Origin of the sequence: Croceicoccus bisphenolivorans (assembly GCF_001634625.1) — a bacterium.
Taxonomy (GTDB): Bacteria; Pseudomonadota; Alphaproteobacteria; order Sphingomonadales; family Sphingomonadaceae; genus Croceicoccus; species Croceicoccus bisphenolivorans.
The window spans coordinates 41,902-57,972 of sequence record NZ_LRSE01000014.1; the positions used below are offsets into that span (position 1 = coordinate 41,902).

At 65.5% G+C, this 16,071-nt stretch carries 14 protein-coding genes; 1 reads left to right on the forward strand and 13 read right to left on the reverse strand.

Translation table 11 applies throughout. The features are described 5' to 3' along the window. Nucleotides 1-60 precede the first annotated feature (60 nt). The 4 genes from A7A77_RS13955 to A7A77_RS13970 form a co-directional block, all read right to left on the reverse strand. Entirely contained in the window at nucleotides 61-273 is a 213-nt protein-coding gene (locus A7A77_RS13955) for a cold-shock protein (RefSeq protein WP_066559581.1), read from the reverse strand. 239 nt (nucleotides 274-512) lie between these two features. Continuing rightward, nucleotides 513-1,760 (reverse strand): dihydrolipoamide acetyltransferase family protein, encoded by a 1,248-nt coding sequence (locus A7A77_RS13960; protein WP_066559583.1) that lies wholly within the window; start codon nucleotides 1,758-1,760, stop codon nucleotides 513-515. After that, a complete protein-coding gene (locus tag A7A77_RS13965) occupies nucleotides 1,760-2,773 on the reverse strand; it encodes an alpha-ketoacid dehydrogenase subunit beta (protein ID WP_172799918.1) in 1,014 nt (337 codons plus the stop codon). Before A7A77_RS13965 ends, A7A77_RS13960 begins: the two co-directional genes overlap by 1 nt. A 14-nt stretch (nucleotides 2,774-2,787) precedes the next feature. After that, complete coding sequence (locus tag A7A77_RS13970; protein ID WP_082836155.1) at nucleotides 2,788-4,053, reverse strand: thiamine pyrophosphate-dependent enzyme; 1,266 nt, start codon at nucleotides 4,051-4,053, stop codon at nucleotides 2,788-2,790. Between the two features lie 171 nt (nucleotides 4,054-4,224). Here A7A77_RS13970 and A7A77_RS13975 point away from each other — a divergent pair, with 171 nt between their 5' ends. Continuing rightward, on the forward strand, nucleotides 4,225-4,677 hold the full coding sequence (locus A7A77_RS13975) for an Lrp/AsnC family transcriptional regulator (protein ID WP_066559591.1): 453 nt from the start codon (nucleotides 4,225-4,227) through the stop codon (nucleotides 4,675-4,677). A 13-nt stretch (nucleotides 4,678-4,690) separates the two neighbouring features. Here the strand turns inward: A7A77_RS13975 and A7A77_RS13980 are convergent, their stop codons facing one another. From A7A77_RS13980 to A7A77_RS14020, 9 genes are all read right to left on the reverse strand, one after another. Then, nucleotides 4,691-6,046, reverse strand: coding sequence for a sensor histidine kinase (locus tag A7A77_RS13980; RefSeq protein ID WP_066559594.1), 1,356 nt, complete (start codon nucleotides 6,044-6,046; stop codon nucleotides 4,691-4,693). A 52-nt stretch (nucleotides 6,047-6,098) separates the two neighbouring features. Continuing rightward, nucleotides 6,099-6,791 (reverse strand): response regulator transcription factor, encoded by a 693-nt coding sequence (locus A7A77_RS13985; RefSeq protein ID WP_156500581.1) that lies wholly within the window; start codon nucleotides 6,789-6,791, stop codon nucleotides 6,099-6,101. Between the two features lie 125 nt (nucleotides 6,792-6,916). Beyond that, a complete protein-coding gene (gene mtnP / locus A7A77_RS13990; RefSeq protein ID WP_066559607.1) occupies nucleotides 6,917-7,804 on the reverse strand; it encodes an S-methyl-5'-thioadenosine phosphorylase in 888 nt (295 codons plus the stop codon). 40 nt (nucleotides 7,805-7,844) lie between these two features. Then, a complete protein-coding gene (locus A7A77_RS13995; RefSeq protein ID WP_066559610.1) occupies nucleotides 7,845-9,161 on the reverse strand; it encodes a chloride channel protein in 1,317 nt (438 codons plus the stop codon). Between the two features lie 77 nt (nucleotides 9,162-9,238). After that, nucleotides 9,239-10,453 (reverse strand): M20 metallopeptidase family protein, encoded by a 1,215-nt coding sequence (locus tag A7A77_RS14000; RefSeq protein ID WP_066559613.1) that lies wholly within the window; start codon nucleotides 10,451-10,453, stop codon nucleotides 9,239-9,241. A 97-nt stretch (nucleotides 10,454-10,550) separates the two neighbouring features. After that, complete coding sequence (locus A7A77_RS14005) at nucleotides 10,551-11,063, reverse strand: DUF2141 domain-containing protein (RefSeq protein WP_066559617.1); 513 nt, start codon at nucleotides 11,061-11,063, stop codon at nucleotides 10,551-10,553. 188 nt (nucleotides 11,064-11,251) lie between these two features. Next, nucleotides 11,252-12,436 (reverse strand): nucleotidyltransferase domain-containing protein, encoded by a 1,185-nt coding sequence (locus A7A77_RS14010; RefSeq protein ID WP_066559624.1) that lies wholly within the window; start codon nucleotides 12,434-12,436, stop codon nucleotides 11,252-11,254. Then, nucleotides 12,433-14,127 carry an ATP-binding cassette domain-containing protein gene (locus tag A7A77_RS14015; protein ID WP_066559626.1) on the reverse strand — a complete coding sequence of 565 codons (1,695 nt, stop codon included), beginning with the start codon at nucleotides 14,125-14,127 and terminating at the stop codon, nucleotides 12,433-12,435. The genes A7A77_RS14010 and A7A77_RS14015 overlap by 4 nt, the downstream gene beginning before the upstream one ends. A gap of 55 nt (nucleotides 14,128-14,182) precedes the next feature. After that, the gene (locus A7A77_RS14020) at nucleotides 14,183-16,060 is read right to left on the reverse strand and encodes an asparagine synthase-related protein (RefSeq protein ID WP_066559628.1); all 1,878 of its coding nucleotides are present in this window, start codon (nucleotides 16,058-16,060) and stop codon (nucleotides 14,183-14,185) included. Nucleotides 16,061-16,071: the final 11 nt, after the last annotated feature.

Genomic DNA, 16,071 nt, shown 5'->3' on the forward strand with positions numbered 1-16,071 from the left:
TCCCGTTGTGGCAAAGGCTATCCCGCGCGGCGAAATTTCCCGCGCGGGATAGAACCGTTGTCAGTCGGCAGCCGACAGGTTGACCGCACTGGCCTTGCCGTTGCGGCCCTGTTCGACTTCGTAGTTCAGACGCTGATCCTTATCGAGCGACTGCATGCCGGCGGCTTGCACGGCGGTGATGTGGACGAAGCTGTCGTCCGAACCGTCGTCGGGCTGGATGAAGCCGTAGCCCTTGTCGGCGTTGAAGAACTTTACGGTGCCTGTCTTGGCCATGTCGTGTTCCTTTCAGGAACGATTGGTTGCCGCGCCACGACACGTGGAGCGGTTGTGCGTATGGTCGTCCGATGAAAGGAAGTCGCCGTCTGGTTAACGCCGGGGCTGCTGGGCAGCAAGCGGCGGTCAAAAGCCGAAGTCCGTCGCATATTTCGACGTCAGCGAAAGCCGTGTAGCACGGAAAGGCCGGATCCCCTAACCCTGATTGGGATAGGGCGGGCGGCGACCGAATTTCCCCCTCAATCCACGAACAACAACGCGGGCGTTTCGATCAGTCGCTTCAGCGCCTGCATGAACTGCGCTGCTTCGTAACCGTCGACGATGCGGTGGTCGAAACTGGAGGAGACGGGCATGAACTTGCGCGTCACGATCTCGCCGTTCCGCCGTTCCAGCCGTTCGATGATCTTGTTCGGGCCGACGATGGCGGTTTCGGGCCGGTTTATGATCGGCGTCGTCGCAATGCCGCCGATGGGCCCAAGCGAGGTGATGGTTATGGTCGATCCGGTCAGCTCCTCGCGGCTTGCGCGGCCTTCTTTCGCGGCTTCGGACAGGCGCGCGATTTCGGATGCGATGGCCCACGGGTCCATCTGTTCGGCATGGCGCACCACCGGCACCATCAGGCCGGCCGGCGTCGCGGCGGCGATGCCGACGTGGACGGCGGCGTGCTGGCGCAAGATGCCCGCATCATCATCGTAATGCGCGTTGAGGTGCGGGAATTCGGGCAGCACTTTCACCATTGCGCGGACGAGGAAGGGCAGGAACGTCAGCTTGGGCTGGCCATCCTTGCGCCCTGCATTCATCGCGGCGCGGGTTTCCTCCAGCGCCGTGACGTCGAATTCCTCGACATAAGTGATGTGCGGAATGCGGCGCCAGGTTTCCTCCATGCGCTCGGCAATCTTGCGGCGCAGGCCGATGATCTTGATCTCCTCCACGCCCGATCGCGCCTCGTAACGCGGGTCGCCGCCGCCGAGGTAGTGTTCGATATCTTCCGGCGTGACGCGGCCGTGGCGGCCCGATCCGGGCACTTTGGCCAGATCGATACCCAGCTTCGCCGCCTTGCGCCGCGTGGCAGGGGCGGCAAGCGCGAAGGAGGGCTCGGCGCTATCGGTCGGCGCGGGGGCAGGGCGTTTCGGGGCGGGTGCGGGGGCACGCTCCGCAACAGGGGCAGGAGGGGGCGTCGGCCCTTCCGGTGCCTCGTTCGGTGCGGTTGGCGGTGCGGGAACATCGTCCTCGGCGTTGCCCGATCCTTCCACTTCCAGTTCGACCAGCACCGAGCCGACGGCCTTCATCTCACCGACTTCTCCGTGGATCGCGCGCACGGTGCCGCCGACGGGGCTGGTCATGTCGACCGTCGCCTTGTCGGTCATCACGTCGCAGAGCGGATCGTCTTCTTCGATTACATCGCCCGGCTTCACGTGCCACGCGGTAACTTCGGCCTCGGCCACGCCTTCGCCGATGTCGGGCAGGCGGAACTTGTAAGTGCCCATCAGCGATACTCCACGGCGGTCAGAAGCGCTTCGGCAAGCCGGATCGGCCCGGGGAAGTAATCCCATTCGAAGGCGTGGGGGTAGGGCATGTCGTAACCGGCAACCCGCTCGATCGGGGCGCGCAGATGGTCGAAACAGCGTTCCTGCACCAATGCGGAAAGCTCTCCGCCAAAACCGCCGAAGCGCGTTGCCTCGTGCAGGATCACGCATCGTCCGGTCTTGCGAACGGAGGCGGTGATCGCATCGATGTCGAGCGGGACGATGGAGCGCAGGTCAATGAGTTCGGCATCGACACCCGATTCCTCGATCCCCGCCAGCGCGACATGGACCATCGTGCCATAGGCCAGGACCGTGACTTCGCTGCCTTCACGGGTAAGCGCGGCGCGGCCCAGCGGCACTTCGTAATGGCCCAGCGGTACCTCTGCGGTGGCAAGGCCGGACTTGTCCCACGTCTTCAGTTCCTCGTCCGGCCTGCCGTAGAACGGGCCGTTGTAGAGCCGCTTGGGCTCCAGGAAGATGACCGGATCGTCGCATTCGATGCTGGCGATCAGCAGCCCCTTGGCGTCGTAGGGGTTCGACGGGATCACCGTCTTCAGGCCGGTGACATGCGCGAACAATGCCTCCGGGCTCTGGCTGTGCGTCTGTCCGCCGAAGATGCCGCCGCCATAGGGGGTGCGGACCGTCACCGGCGCGCAGAACTCCCCGTTGGAGCGGTAGCGCAGGCGTGCAGCCTCGCTCACCAACTGGTCGTAGGCAGGCAGGATGTAATCGGCGAACTGGATTTCCGGCACGGGGCGCAGGCCATAAGCGCCCATGCCGATGGCAGCACCGATGATGCCGCCCTCGGTCAGCGGGGCATCGAAACAGCGGGTGAGGCCGTGCTTCTTCTGCAGCCCCTCGGTAACGCGGAAGACGCCGCCGAAATAGCCCACGTCCTCTCCGAAGACGAGAACGTCCGGATCGCGCTCCATCGTCACGTCCAGCGCGGAATTCAGCGCCTGGATCATGTTCATGCGTTTCGTCTCGCTCATGCGCCCTCTCCCTCACGACGGGCGCGGCGGGCCTTCAACTCGCGCAATTGCTCTTTCAGACGCCAGTCCTTTTCGGCGAAGACATCCTCGAACATCTCCTCGATCGGCGGCTTCGACTGGCCGAGCGTGCCGATGGCCTCTGCCTCCTTCACCGCGACCTTCACCTTGTCCTTCAGCTCGGCCTCAAGCGCGGCATGTTTTTCCTCATCCCATGCGCCCAGCGCGATGAGGTGGTCCTTCAGCCGCTCCACGGGATCGCCCAGCGGCCAGTGCGCGGCCTCGTCTTTGGGGCGATAGGCGCTGGGATCGTCGGAGGTGGAATGCCCCTCTGCGCGGTAGGTATAGAATTCGATCAACGTCGGGCCGTTGTTGGTCCGCGCGCGTTCGGCGGCCCACTGCGTCGCGCCCCACACGGCGAGGAAGTCGTTGCCGTCGACCTTGATGCCCGGAAATCCGTAAGCCAGCGCCTTGGCCGCGAAAGGCAGGCGTTCGGGCGCGGCGAACCCTGCGAAACTGGAAATCGCATACTGGTTGTTCGTCACGCACAGTATCGTCGGCGCGCGATAGGCGGCGGCAAAGGTCATCGCCTCGTGGAAGTCGCCCTCTGCCGTCGTGCCGTCACCGACATAGGCGAGGGAGATCTTCGTATCGTTCTTGTAGGCCGATGCCATCGCCCAGCCCACGGCATGGACGAACCGGACGCCCAGATTGCCGGAGATCGAGTAGAAATCGTAGTCGCGCGCCGACAGCAGGATCGGCAACTGCTTGCCCGCCAGCGGGTCTTCGGCGTTGGAGAAGATCTGGTTGCACAGCGTGGTCAGCGGGTAGTTGCGCGCATGCAGCCATGCCATCGCGCGATACGTGGGGAAGAACATGTCCCCCTTGTCCAGCGCCATCGACTGCGCGGCGGCAATTGCCTCCTCTCCGGTGGATTTCATGTAGAAGCTGGTCTTGCCCTGCCGGTGGGCGCGGAACAGGCGGTCGTCGAAAGTGCGCGTCAACATCATCGCGCGCAGGCCCTTTATCAGCGTTTCGGGCGCCAGCTTCGGGTCCCACTCTCCGACAGCCTGATTGTCGTCATCGAGCACGCGGATCAGCTTGTAGGGAAGGTCGCGCACTTCGCTTTCGTGCACCGCGATATCGGGCCGCGACACCGCACCTGCCTCGCCGCGATTTACGTGGGCAAAGGTCACTTCCTCGCCGGGGCGCGACGGGGGTTCGGGTATATGCAGCTGCAGTCTGGGCAGGTTCGACTTTGTCACGGGCACGTCCTCTTGCAGCGGGACTCGCGCCCGCTTGCCCCATTGTAACGCATCAGCCGTGGGATGTTTTCCCTTTCTTCGGCCCGTGGCACGTAAGTTTAGGAAAACTTTTCATTCAGGATCATAATATGCAAGAATGATTGCGGGATTAGATGGAATAGCGAAAAGAATATGGACGAACTCGACTGGAAGATTCTGCGCACGCTGCAGGCAGAGCCGGAACTGTCGATCAACGCACTGGCCGACAAGGTGGGCCTGTCGCACACGCCTTGCTGGCGGCGGCTGAAACGGCTGGAGGACGATGGCGTGATCGCCGGGCGCGAGGTTGTTCTCGACCCGGCGAAAGTCGGGCTTGGGGTCGATGTCTTTGCCAACGTGCGGATCGCGCACCATGACGAGGATACGCTGGAAGCCTTTGCCGAAGCGGTCCTCAGCCATCCGCAGATCGTGGAATGCTTCCTCGTCGGCGGGGATAGCGATTACCTGATCCGGGTCGTGACCGGCAGTATCGAGGAGTATGAGCGGTTCCTGAAGAAAGTGCTGGTGCACTTGCCGGGCGTCGCCTCGGTCAATTCCAGCTTTGCGCTGCGACGCATCAAGCTGACGAGCCGCCTGCCGATCTGAACACGATCCGGGCCTAGGCGGCTTCTGTCTGTTCCGGGCGCACTTCGAAATGGGCGCCCCGCATCGTCGGGCGCAACCGCAAGTCGAGCCCGTGGCGGCGAGCGATCGCGCGGGCGAGCGCAAGGCCAAGGCCCGATCCCCCGCTGGCGCCATGGTTGCCGCTGGCCCGGCTGAACCGTTCGAAGATCCGCTCCCGATCGTCGAACGGCACGCCCGGCCCCGTATCGGCGACGGTGATGACCGGCCCCGCCTCCAGCCCGAGGAATACCGTTCCGCCCGCGGGCGTATACTTGAACGCATTGTCGAGCAGGTTGGTGACGAGGCGGGTCAATTGCATCTGCTCGGCCGTGAACGTGATGCCGGGCGCGATCGCGACGTCGAAGTGATGGCCGGTTTCCTCTGCGCTGCCGGCATAGAGGTCGGACAGGTTCTGGAGCATTTCCGACAGATCCATCGGCTCCAGCCCGCGCCGGTCGCCGCGGTGCGCTTCGCTGTGCGAGATGTCGAGCAGCGATTCGAGCATCGAGATGACCGAACGGATTTCGCCGCGCGCATCTGTCAGCCCTTCCGCCGCTGCATCGTCCGGCGCGGCCCTGATCGCGCGGACCAGCTTGCTGTCGAGGTGCATCAGCGGGGTGCGCATTTCGTGGGCGATCTGGTCCAGCGTGTCGCGGTGCGCATCGACCAGCCGGTTCAGCCGTTGCAGTGCTTCGCTGGAATGGCGGGTCAGTTCGCCGATCTCGTCATCCGCGTTGCGGCCCTTGGCCAGCAGCATAAGGCGATGTTCGTCCGGATTGGCGAAGGCAGCGTTGATGCGGTTCACCCGCTTGGCAAGGCGGCCGGTGGTGATCCGGCCAGCCACGCCGACGGCGAAAACCACGAACAACCCGCCCGCGACGAAGGCGAAACCGATCTCGTTCAGGATCATCTCGTCCAGCGTTGCTTCGCGCGCGACGAGCAGGTTGCGACCCTCGCCCAGATCGATGCTGCGCGCGTGCGAAAAGATGCCGCCCGGCAGTTCCATTGTCTGCATCTGGCCATTTGCGGCGACGGGCCATGCACTCAGGTCGCCGGCAAGCCGCTGGCCGCTATCGTCGACCAGCATGTAATGCGGGGCATTGCCGGTGGGCGACCGGAACTTGAGCCTTTGTTCGATCCGCTCGACAAGTGCGGTCTCTCCGCCCTGGCGATAGGTTTCGAGCAGGGTCGCCATGTCGGCATTGATCGCCGCTTCCTGTGTCGTAGTGGCCAGTTGCTCGAACTTTGCACCGACCAGCGCGCCAAGGACCAGCACGACCGCGATGCAGACCGCGATCGACCATGCGATGAGCCGCGTGAAGATCGAATCCAGCAGGCGGACTTCGGTCAAATCCCCTCTCCCCCAAGGCGAAGCGTGTCAGCCATGATGGCCGACGACACGCTCACTTCCCGTCGAGCAGGCGATAACCGGTACCCCAGATCGTTTCCAGTGCCGGAGAGTTGAAACCTTCCTCCAGCTTGCGGCGCAGGCGTCCGATGTTGACGTCGACGACATTGGTCTGCGGGTCGAAGCTCATCTTCCAGACATCGCGCAGCAGCATTTCGCGCGTCACGACCTCTCCCGCATTCTCGATGAGATAGCGGAACAGCTCGAACTCCTTGGGGCTGAGCGCAAGGTGCTTGTTCCCGCGAAAGGCGGTGCGCGCCTTTACGTGGCATTCGAACGCGCCGTGAATGATGACGGCATCGTGCGAATGGCCCGATGCGCGGCGGTGCAGCGCGCGCAGGCGGGCAAGCAGTTCCGTCGCTTCGAACGGCTTGGCCAGATAATCGTCGGCCCCAGCGTCCAGCCCTTCGGCACGGTCGATCGTGCGGCCCAGCGCCGAAAGCATCAGCACCGGCGTGCCGATCCCGCTTTGCCGCATCCGCTTGATCAGGGTCAGCCCGTCGATATCGGGCAGCATCCTGTCGAGGATGATGACGTCGAACTTCCCCATGCCGGCGCGGCGAAGCCCGTCAGCGCCGTTTGCCTCCCACGACACGCGGTCGCCCGTTGCGCGAACGAGTTGCTGAAGGTCGGACGCGATGCGGGCGTCATCCTCGATATGCAGAATGTCGAGGCCGGTCGTGGCCATCGCGCTTCCCCCCATTTTGCCCCGTCGTTGCGCACAAAGCGAAAGGCGCAGGCCGACAATCGTACATTACCTCTCGATATCTGCCACCATATTGAAAGATATCGTCATCAGCATGAAATTTCCTGTCATTCCGATACGGCGTTTGCGGCAAGCCAGCGGGCGGCAACCGCGTCCAGACGGGCCAGAACCGCCGGATCGCGCGCATTCGGCGCGGTGATCATCGCATGATCGAGCACGCTGTCGATGGGCGAAGGGGTGCGGCTTTCCGGCAGGGCTTCGGCGAAACGGACAACGGTTTCGCGCGCGATTTTCGAATTGGCCTTCATCTGGGCCAGCACGTCGGTGACTTCCACCGCGCTTTCGTCTTCCCGCCAGCAATCGTAATCGGTCGCCATGCAGACAAGGGCGTAGGGCAGCTCCGCCTCCCGCGCGAGCTTTGCTTCCGGCATGGCGGTCATGCCGATGACGTCGGCGCCCCACTGGCGATAGAGGTGGCTTTCCGCGCGGGTGGAAAACTGCGGCCCTTCCATCGCGAGGTATGTGCCGCCCTTGGCGACGCGCCCGCCCGCGGCTTCCACGGCGGCGGCGGCATGGGCCGACAGGCGTTCGCATACCGGATCGGCCATCGAGACATGGGCCACCATGCCGGTGCCGAAAAAGCTGGCGGGACGACCCTGCGTCCGGTCGATGAACTGGTCGACCACGACGAAGCGGCCCGGCTCGATCTCCTCGCGCAGGGAACCGACCGCGCTGATCGCCAGAATGTCGGTGCAGCCGGCGCGTTTCAGCGCATCGATATTGGCGCGTGCGTTGAGGTCCGACGGGGCGACGCGGTGCCCCCTGCCGTGGCGTGGCAGGAAGCGGAACTGCACATTGCCGATCCTGCCGAACAGGATTTCGTCCGATGGCTGCCCGAATGGCGAGTTTACGCCGATCCACTGGCGATCCTCTATCGCGTCGATCTCGTAGAGACCCGAACCGCCGATGACGCCGATGACCCAGTTTTCCTTCATGCGACGGTTCATAGGCGAGCCGCGCGCGGCGATAAAGCCGTCAGGCGGGTTTGGGCGCGGGCGCTTCGGGCTCAGGTTCCGTTTTCGGCAGGAAATCGCGGGCCAGCGCGTGGTAAAGCCGTTCGCGGCAGACCATTGCCCCGGCCCAGTCGGCCAGCAGCGCGGCGGCAAACAGCGGCAACAGCAGCCCGATGTTGCCGGTCGTCTCCGTCAGGATGATTACGGCGGTCAGCGGCGCGCGCACGACGCCGGTGAAATAGGCGACCATGCCCAGCATCACGATCGCGCCGCGCGAATCGGCGGGGAACAGCCATGTGAGCCATTCGCCAAAGCCCGCCCCTACTGCGAGAGAAGGGGCGAAGATGCCGCCGGGAATACCGCTGAGCGACGTGGCGAGCGTGGCGGCGAACTTTGCCGGGCCAAGCCAGCCGCTGACCGTCTCACCCTCCAGCGCGACGCGCGCCGGCTCATATCCGGTGCCCCATGTCAGCCCGCCGGTCGCGATGCCGATCGCGGCGACGACGATGCCGCACAGCAGGGCAAGGACGATCGGGCGGTTGCCAAGCAGCCTGCTGGCCCTGACGCGCCCGCGCATGCCGATCAGCGCGCGCGAAAACAGTCCGCCCAGCGCGCCGCCGACCAGCCCCGCAAGCGGCGCCGCAACGATCACGGTATGCAGCGGCAGCGTGGCCTCTATCGATCCGAAATAGGTGTAGTTCCCCGCGATGCCCTGCGCGGTCATGCCCGCGATGATGACCGCGCCCATCACCAGCGCGGCCATGCGCTGTTCGTAGGCGATGGCCAGTTCCTCGATAGCAAAGGCGATTCCGGCCAGCGGGGTGTTGAACGCTGCCGACACGCCCGCCGCGCCGCCCGCGATCAGCACGCTGCGCCGCACGGAGGCACCTGCGATGCGGTGGGTTGTCGTCATGATCGCTGCGCCGACCTGCACCGTCGGCCCCTCACGCCCCACCGAAGCGCCGCCGAACAGGGCCAGCACGGTCAGCGAGATTTTGGCAAGGCCCGACTTTAGCGCGAAAAGCTTGTCGTCCTGGCTTTCGTTGCGGACGGCGGCCACGACTTGCGGAATGCCCGAGCCCGCCGCTTCGGGCGCGGCGACGCGGGTCAGCCATGCGCAGACGACGAATATCGCGGGGGTGAGGATGATGGGCAGCCAGACCCACTTCGCCACCAGCGCTTCGAAACCATGGAGCGCAAGGTCGCCCGCGCGGGCGAACACCAGCGCGACAATGCCGATGGAGATCGCGCCGGCCAGTGTCGCCACGCGCCGTCGCCAGTCCCCCATCTCTTGCGAGAGACGTTCCGGGATCGGGATACGGGGGCGCAGGCGACTCATTTCGCGCCCGCCTTAACGGGCGGGGGCGGTGGGGTCCAGCAAGGGTGCGAATCAGGTGCCCGGATCGGGCTGCCCGATCACGTCGTTGGCAGGCCGGTTTCCAGAACGCGCAGGGCAAGGGCCGCCAGCATCGCCGATCCGCGCGGCAGCACCGCTTCGTCGATATGCATGTGCGGACTGTGCAGTCCGGGCGCCTTGGCCCAGTCGGCATCGGGCGCGGCCACGCCCAGCAACAGCATCGCGCCGGGCACTTTCTGCAGGACGTAGGAGAAATCCTCCGCCGTCATCAGCGGATCGGGCAGGTCGTACCACGATGCACTGCCGAACCGGTCCGTCGCGACTTCGCGCGCCAGTTGCACCGCGCGCGGATCGTTGGCGGTAACCGGAAAACCCTGTTGCACAATGAATTCGGCCTTCATGCCATGGGCCGATGCTATGCCGGTGACGAGATCGCGGCAGGCGGCATGAACCCGTTCGCGCGTGGCATCGGAAAGCGTGCGGATCGTCCCCCGCAGCACGCAGCGTTCGGCGATCACGTTGTCGGCATTGCTGGCGCGGAACTGGGTAACCGTCACCACTACCGGGTCGGCGGCATCGAACCGGCGCGTGACCATCGCTTGCAGCGCGGTCACGATCTCGCAAGCGACGGGCAGCGGATCGGCGGCGGAATGGGGCATCGATGCATGCCCGCCGCGCCCCGTTACCACGATCTCGATCGCGTCGGACGCAGCCATCAGCGCGCCTTCGCGGCAGACGAAGAGGCCGTGCGGCGCGTTGGGAATGATGTGATAGGCAAAGGCGGCTTCGGGTGCGGGGTCCAGCAGCCCGTCTTCGATCATCATGCGCGCCCCGCCGAAGCCTTCCTCGCCCGGCTGGAACATGAACATAACCTCGCCCGCGATATCGCCCGCCCGATCGGCCAGCAGGCGCACGGCACCGGCCAGCATGGCGGTGTGGCTGTCATGGCCGCAGGCGTGCATCCGGCCGGGTATGGTCGATGCGAAGTCGAGGCCCGTTTCCTCCCCCATCGGCAGGGCATCCATGTCGCCGCGCAGCAGCACGCGGCGGCCTGCGCCTTTCCCGCCTTTCAGGATCGCGACTTGTCCGGTGGTTTTCGTGCCTTCGCGCCATTCCAGCGGCAGGTTGGCCAGCGCCTCGCGCACCTTGGCCATCGTGCGCGGTGTTTCCAGCCCCAGTTCGGGATCGGAGTGGATCGCGCGGCGAAGGGCGGTGATATCCGGCCCCAGCGCTTCGGCGGCGGCGGACAGGTCGTCGTTGGGGATACTGTTCATCGGGTCTGGGTCGTGATGCGCATCCCGCCAAGATAAACGCCCCGGCCGCTATGTCGAGCGGCCGGGGCGCTGATAGTCCCTGTATGTCTGACCGGAATCAGGGATAGGTCATGTTGATCCGCGTCGTCAGGCCCGGCTTGGGCACGCTTAGGCGGACCGAGCGGAATGCGGGAATGCCGGCAAGCGTGCTGGGATTGTTGGAAAATCCGAATCCTTCGGCAGGCAGGCCAAGGCCGGTGCGGTTCAGTTTCCGGCTTCCATCCTCGTCATGATAGACTGCGATGGCATAGACCCCGTTCTTGGGCAGCTTCACGCAGCCGCGGAACGTGCCCTGGCTGGCCGGAAAGCGCACGACATCCAGCGAACCCTTGCTGACAAGGAACTTGCTGCTGTCGTCGGCATAGACCGTTACCGCAATCAGGCCGGAGGACGACTTCACGCCGGTAACTTCGACATTGAGCCAGCTCTTGCCGCTCAGATCGCCCTGGCATGATGCAGGGCTGGCCGTTGCAGGTGCGGGTAGCGCCGCAAGCGCACCGATTCCGGCCACGGCGGCGACGGCCGCCGCTGTCTTGCGGAACGATACTGGCACACGCTTGAATGCATTCATCGGATCATGTCTCCGGTTCGAATCTCGTCTATCGGGGATGGACGCAAAGGTGGAAGCGCAGCCTTGCGCGTTCAACCCCTGCAATCGCCCCCGTCTGCCGCCCGCGCCGCATGAAATGGTTGCGGACCGGTCGGAAGTCTTGGCTTGTGATCTATTCGCCGGCCCGTGAATAGCCGCTGAATTCCATCTTAATCCAGTGGATTGCCGGATGCCGGCGCAGTGGCGAGCCAGCGCGCCACCGCTGCGCCCGAATTCGCCTCGCCGCGCGATCGCGGGTCGCGCGCCTGCCGGATGGTGCGGGCGGTGCGGGTGGATATCCAGCGCAGCCGCCCGCCATCGGGGCGCTGCGCCAGCCCCTTGCGCAAGCGGCCAAGGACCGTGGCGGCAAGGCCGGACCGGGCCGACTGGCTGGCCAGCACAACCTGTTCGCGCTGGTCGAAATCCTGCAGCAGCAGCATTTCGGCATTGGCGATGATGTCGCGCGGCACGGCGGCTTGCCCGATGTCGAACCCCGTTGGCCCCATCACTCGTTCCACCAGCGCCAGCACCAGCCTTGCACCCGGCAGCCAGCCGCCCGCCTGTGCCTGCTCCGCAAAGCGCGCGGCATCGATCGTTTCGCGGCCCAGCAACATCGCGATGTCGACCAGCGCCAGCGGGCCGCAATCGAAGCGGTGATTGTAAACCGCGTGCAGGACAAGGTGCCCCAGCATATGTTCGGGAGAGGGGAAGGCAACCGTCGCGCCGCCAAGGCTGTCTGTCCGCGATGCCGCGATGATCGCGTCGGTGGCAATGCACGGCAAGCCGGGATCGGCGATGCGATGGTGCACTTCGACAAAGCGGTCGCAGCCCGGCACCGCGATCGGGGCAAGGTGCTTGTCGCTTTCCAGCGCCCTTGCGATTGCGCCGGTCCGGTCTTGGGGTATGTCGCAACCGATACCGGCCAGCGCATCCAGCGCCGCCGGAAGATCTTCTGGCGCGACAAGGATGTCGATGTCCCGCATCGGTCTCAACGCGGCTTCGCGATAGTCGAAGAAGGCGAGGCGCGAACCTTTCAGCGCCACCATCGGCACACTGTGCGCCTGCATCGCCGTGGACAGGCGGACCAGCGCGGCCTGCGCCGTCAGCGCGCCCAGAGCGGCATGGCGATAGGCATTCTTCCAGCCATCGGAAACCGGTTGCGGCACCGGTATCGCGATGCCGCCATTGCGGAAGCGGTCGTGAAGCCATGGTTGCAGCCGGTGCTGCGCGGCCATGGCGTCAATTTCGGCCCAGTCCTCCTCGCCCGCAGCCTTGGGGCCGTTCGGACGCGCGGCGCGTTCGGGGCCGACCATGTCCAGCAGGGCGCGCTTGCGGGCGGCAAGGTCGAGGGTCATGCCCGCTCCCTCCGCCGGTCATCGATGTGTTCGATCCGTCCGTCGCGCATATGGACGACACGGTCGGCCAGCTGCGTCAGCAGCCCGCGATGGGCGACGATCAGGATAGTGCGGTGCCCCTGCATCGCGGCGACGGCTTCGGCAATCGCGGCCTCGCTATCCGCGTCCAGCGCGCTGGTCGCCTCGTCAAGGATCAGCAGCGCCGGATCGCGCAGCAGCGCGCGGGCAAGGGCAATCCGCTGCCGCTCTCCGCCAGAAAGCTTGCGTCCGGCATCGCCGACTTGCATATCCAGACCGTCGGGCAGGTCGAAAACGAAGCCGGCAGCAGCCTCGCGTAGCGCGCTTGCCAGGCGGGCTTCACCGGCATCCGGTTCTGCCCACAACAGGTTTTCGCGGATGGAACCGGCGAACAGCACCGGTTCCTGATGCACGTAGGATACCGAACCGCGCCAGCGGACGACTTCCTCTGCATGCAATGCGCGCCGGTCGACCTGAAGCGAGCCGCTGTCGGCCTCTACCAGCCCGCCGAACAGGTCGGCCAGCGTGCTTTTCCCCGCACCCGACGGGCCGACCAGCGCCGTCGTCGTCCCGATGTCTAGCGCAAGCGACACATGGTCGGCAGCCGGCAGGTCGCGGCCGCGGTGATGCACGGCGGCGTCCACCAATGCGATTGCGCCGCGCGGCACGACCGGTGGGGCGGGCGGCAGGGCCGGTTCGGCATCCGCCTCGGTCACGGCCAGCAGGGCCTGTGCATCGGCAAGGGCGGGTGCGGCGTGGCTCCATTGCTGGATCGCCTGCTGCAATCCGTCGAGCAGCGGCACCGAACGGCCGAACAGCACGATCAGCGGCAGCAGAACCGCCAGCGAGGTGCCCTGGGCCATGGCGAAGGCGACGATTGCCGCCAGCAGCATGGCAGCGCCGATGTGCAGCGCCGCCCGGCTTCGCGCGGTGGCGCGCTGGAACGCGATCTGCGCGCGGCGCAAGTCCGTAATGCCGTTTTCCATCGTGCTGATCGCGGCGGCTTCGCGCCCGTGGCTCTTGATCAGGCGCATGGCGCCCAGGCCATCGTCCAGCGTGGCGTGAACCTGGCCGTAGCGTTCGCCCAGCAGGGTGCCCAGCACGTGCGCCCTGCGCTTCAGCGGGATGAAACCGGCGATAACGACCAGCCCGCCCACAACCGCGGCCAGCGCAAGCGCAGGGGCAAGCCAAAGCGCCGCGGCCCAGATCGCAAACAGCGTCACGCAAGTGGCAATGGCCTGCAACAGGTTGGCAAAGCCGTAACCCAGCCGGTCGATACTGGTGACCATCAGGCTGATATTGTCCGACTGCCGCATGGAGGACAGCGTGCGCCAGCTTGCACGGACAAGGCTGGCGTAGACGCGGCTGCGCCACGTATCGATCAAGGCGAACTGGATCTTTTGCTGGTTGAGCGTGAGTGCATACTGCAGCGCTGCCCTGCCAGCGACCAGCGCCACGAAGAAGGCCAGCAGCGGGCCGATGCCGATGTTCGCGGCATAGGGTTGCAGCCAGTCGGGCAATTGCGCGGCCCCGTCGCCCAGTATGGCCAGCATCGGCACGAGCGCGAGAATGCCTGCCCCTTCGGTCAGGGCAACGCCCAGCATCAGCGCCACCAGAGCCGCCAGCCGCGCGCGGGGAATGCTGTGTGCAAGGGTTGTGGCCGGCCCGTTCATCCCCGGTTCCTAGCGTCAGTCGCGATCCGCGTCACGCGCGGCGCCCGAACGATACTTAATTCCGGCCGTCGACATAGCGGGCGAAGCGGCCCGCGATGATGGCTGCTGCAACCGGATAGAGGATTTCGGCGCGGCCGTGCACCGTGGGCCGGTCGGGCCATTTGTCGAGCAGTTCGACAGCGCGGTCGACATCCACGATCTGCGACATCATCGGATCGTCGGCGATCCGCTCCAGCTCCACCCGCATTTCCGGCAGGTAGGGCGTGTTGCGCTGGTGCCAGTCGACCCCGTGCAGCCCGTAATTCACGTTCGTGCGCTGCGCTTCGGGCAGCTTGTCCATCGCCATGCGCCGCGCCAGCCAGCGCATCTGGCCATCCCGCACGAACTGCTGCGTCGGGATCGACAGGCAGAATTCGATCAGCGGGCGATAGCGCGGAATGCCGCGCAGCCGGAAACCGTGGAGCTGTTCGATGGCATAGACCATCTCTCCGCCCGAACTGGCCTGACGCCAGAACACTTCCACGAACTGTTCGTGAGAGCGGAACCATTCGCGCTCTCCGAAAAACTCTGCACGCCGTTCTTGAATCTGTAGCCGTTCCATGACTTCGGGCCGGATCAGCGGCTTTTCCGCCGGTCCGTGAACCAGCGTGCGCAGCGCGCCGCGCACGGCGGCGGGCAGCATCGGCAGCAGCGAACGTGCCGCCAGCTTGCGCAGCATCGAACGGTCGTCACCCGGAAAGTCGCGCAGCACGCGCCACAATTCGATCCATTTGCCGCGTCGCATGAATTCGACGAAGGCCCAGCGCCCGTCGTTGCTGAACGTCTGGTTCCCGAATTCCCCGGTAAACAGCCAGTCGCACCCGGCATCGGCAGCCGCCTGCCACGGCCCGTGCATTTCGACCAGCGAATAGGCAGGGTATGCCGCATCCCCGGCAAGGAAGTAATCTTCCAGCCGGTGTGCGAAATTGATCCCCTCATTCTGCACGAAATGCGGCTGCAGGCGTGGATAACGCTGTGCCAGTGCTTCAACTGCGGGACGGTCCGACGCGAAATGCCCTGCCGATACGTTGCCGTGATCGCCGGGCATCGGTTCGAACGTGAAGCTTTGCAGTTTCTGACCTTCGGCCATCTGCGCCATGCATTCCACCGCGATGAGTGGGGAATCGAGACCGCCGGACAGGAAGATGCCCGGCTTGCGCGCGGGGCGGAGGGCGGAGCGTACCGCATCGGCGAGATGCCGGCTGGCCGCGTCGACATAGTCGGCATCGCTGGCAAGCCGCGTCCGGCCGATCGCGTGCGGATCGTACCAGCGGTCTACCTCGGCCTTGCCATGGTCGATCGTTACTACAGCGCCCTGCGGCGTGCGGTTGATACCTTCGAAGAAATGGCTGTCGCCTTGCACCGTCGCGAGACTGGACAGCGCCTCGGCATAGAGGTCGGGGTTGCCGACCTTGGGGAAGCCCGCCGCGAAGATCGGGCGCGGGACCGATGCGGCCAGCGTGACCGTACCGTCACTGGCCCAGAACAGCGAATGAACCGACCATGGTGCGCGCGACAGCCGCAAAGTTGCAGGACCCTGCACGATGATCGCGGCATAGTCGCCGATCAGCCGTCGTTCGGCGGCATTGCCCCAGCGTTCGAAGGCCGCGCCGTAGAGGGATGCGAAACCCGTATCGCCGGAAAGGTGCAGCTCTGCCGCGATTTCGTCGCTGTTGTCGACCCAGCCGACGAAGGCGACAGGAAGGCCGGAAGGAGTGCGGGCGGCCTGCCATCCGCGCACAGGGCGGGCGCGCGGGCCTGCCATTTGGGCGATGACGCCGGTATCGAGGTCTTCGCTATCGGCTGCACCGCCCGAAAGCAGGCCCAGCGAAAACGCAATACGCGACAGATCGTACCGGGAATCGCCTCCCCAGTCCAAACCTGCCGCGATCATTGCAATAAATT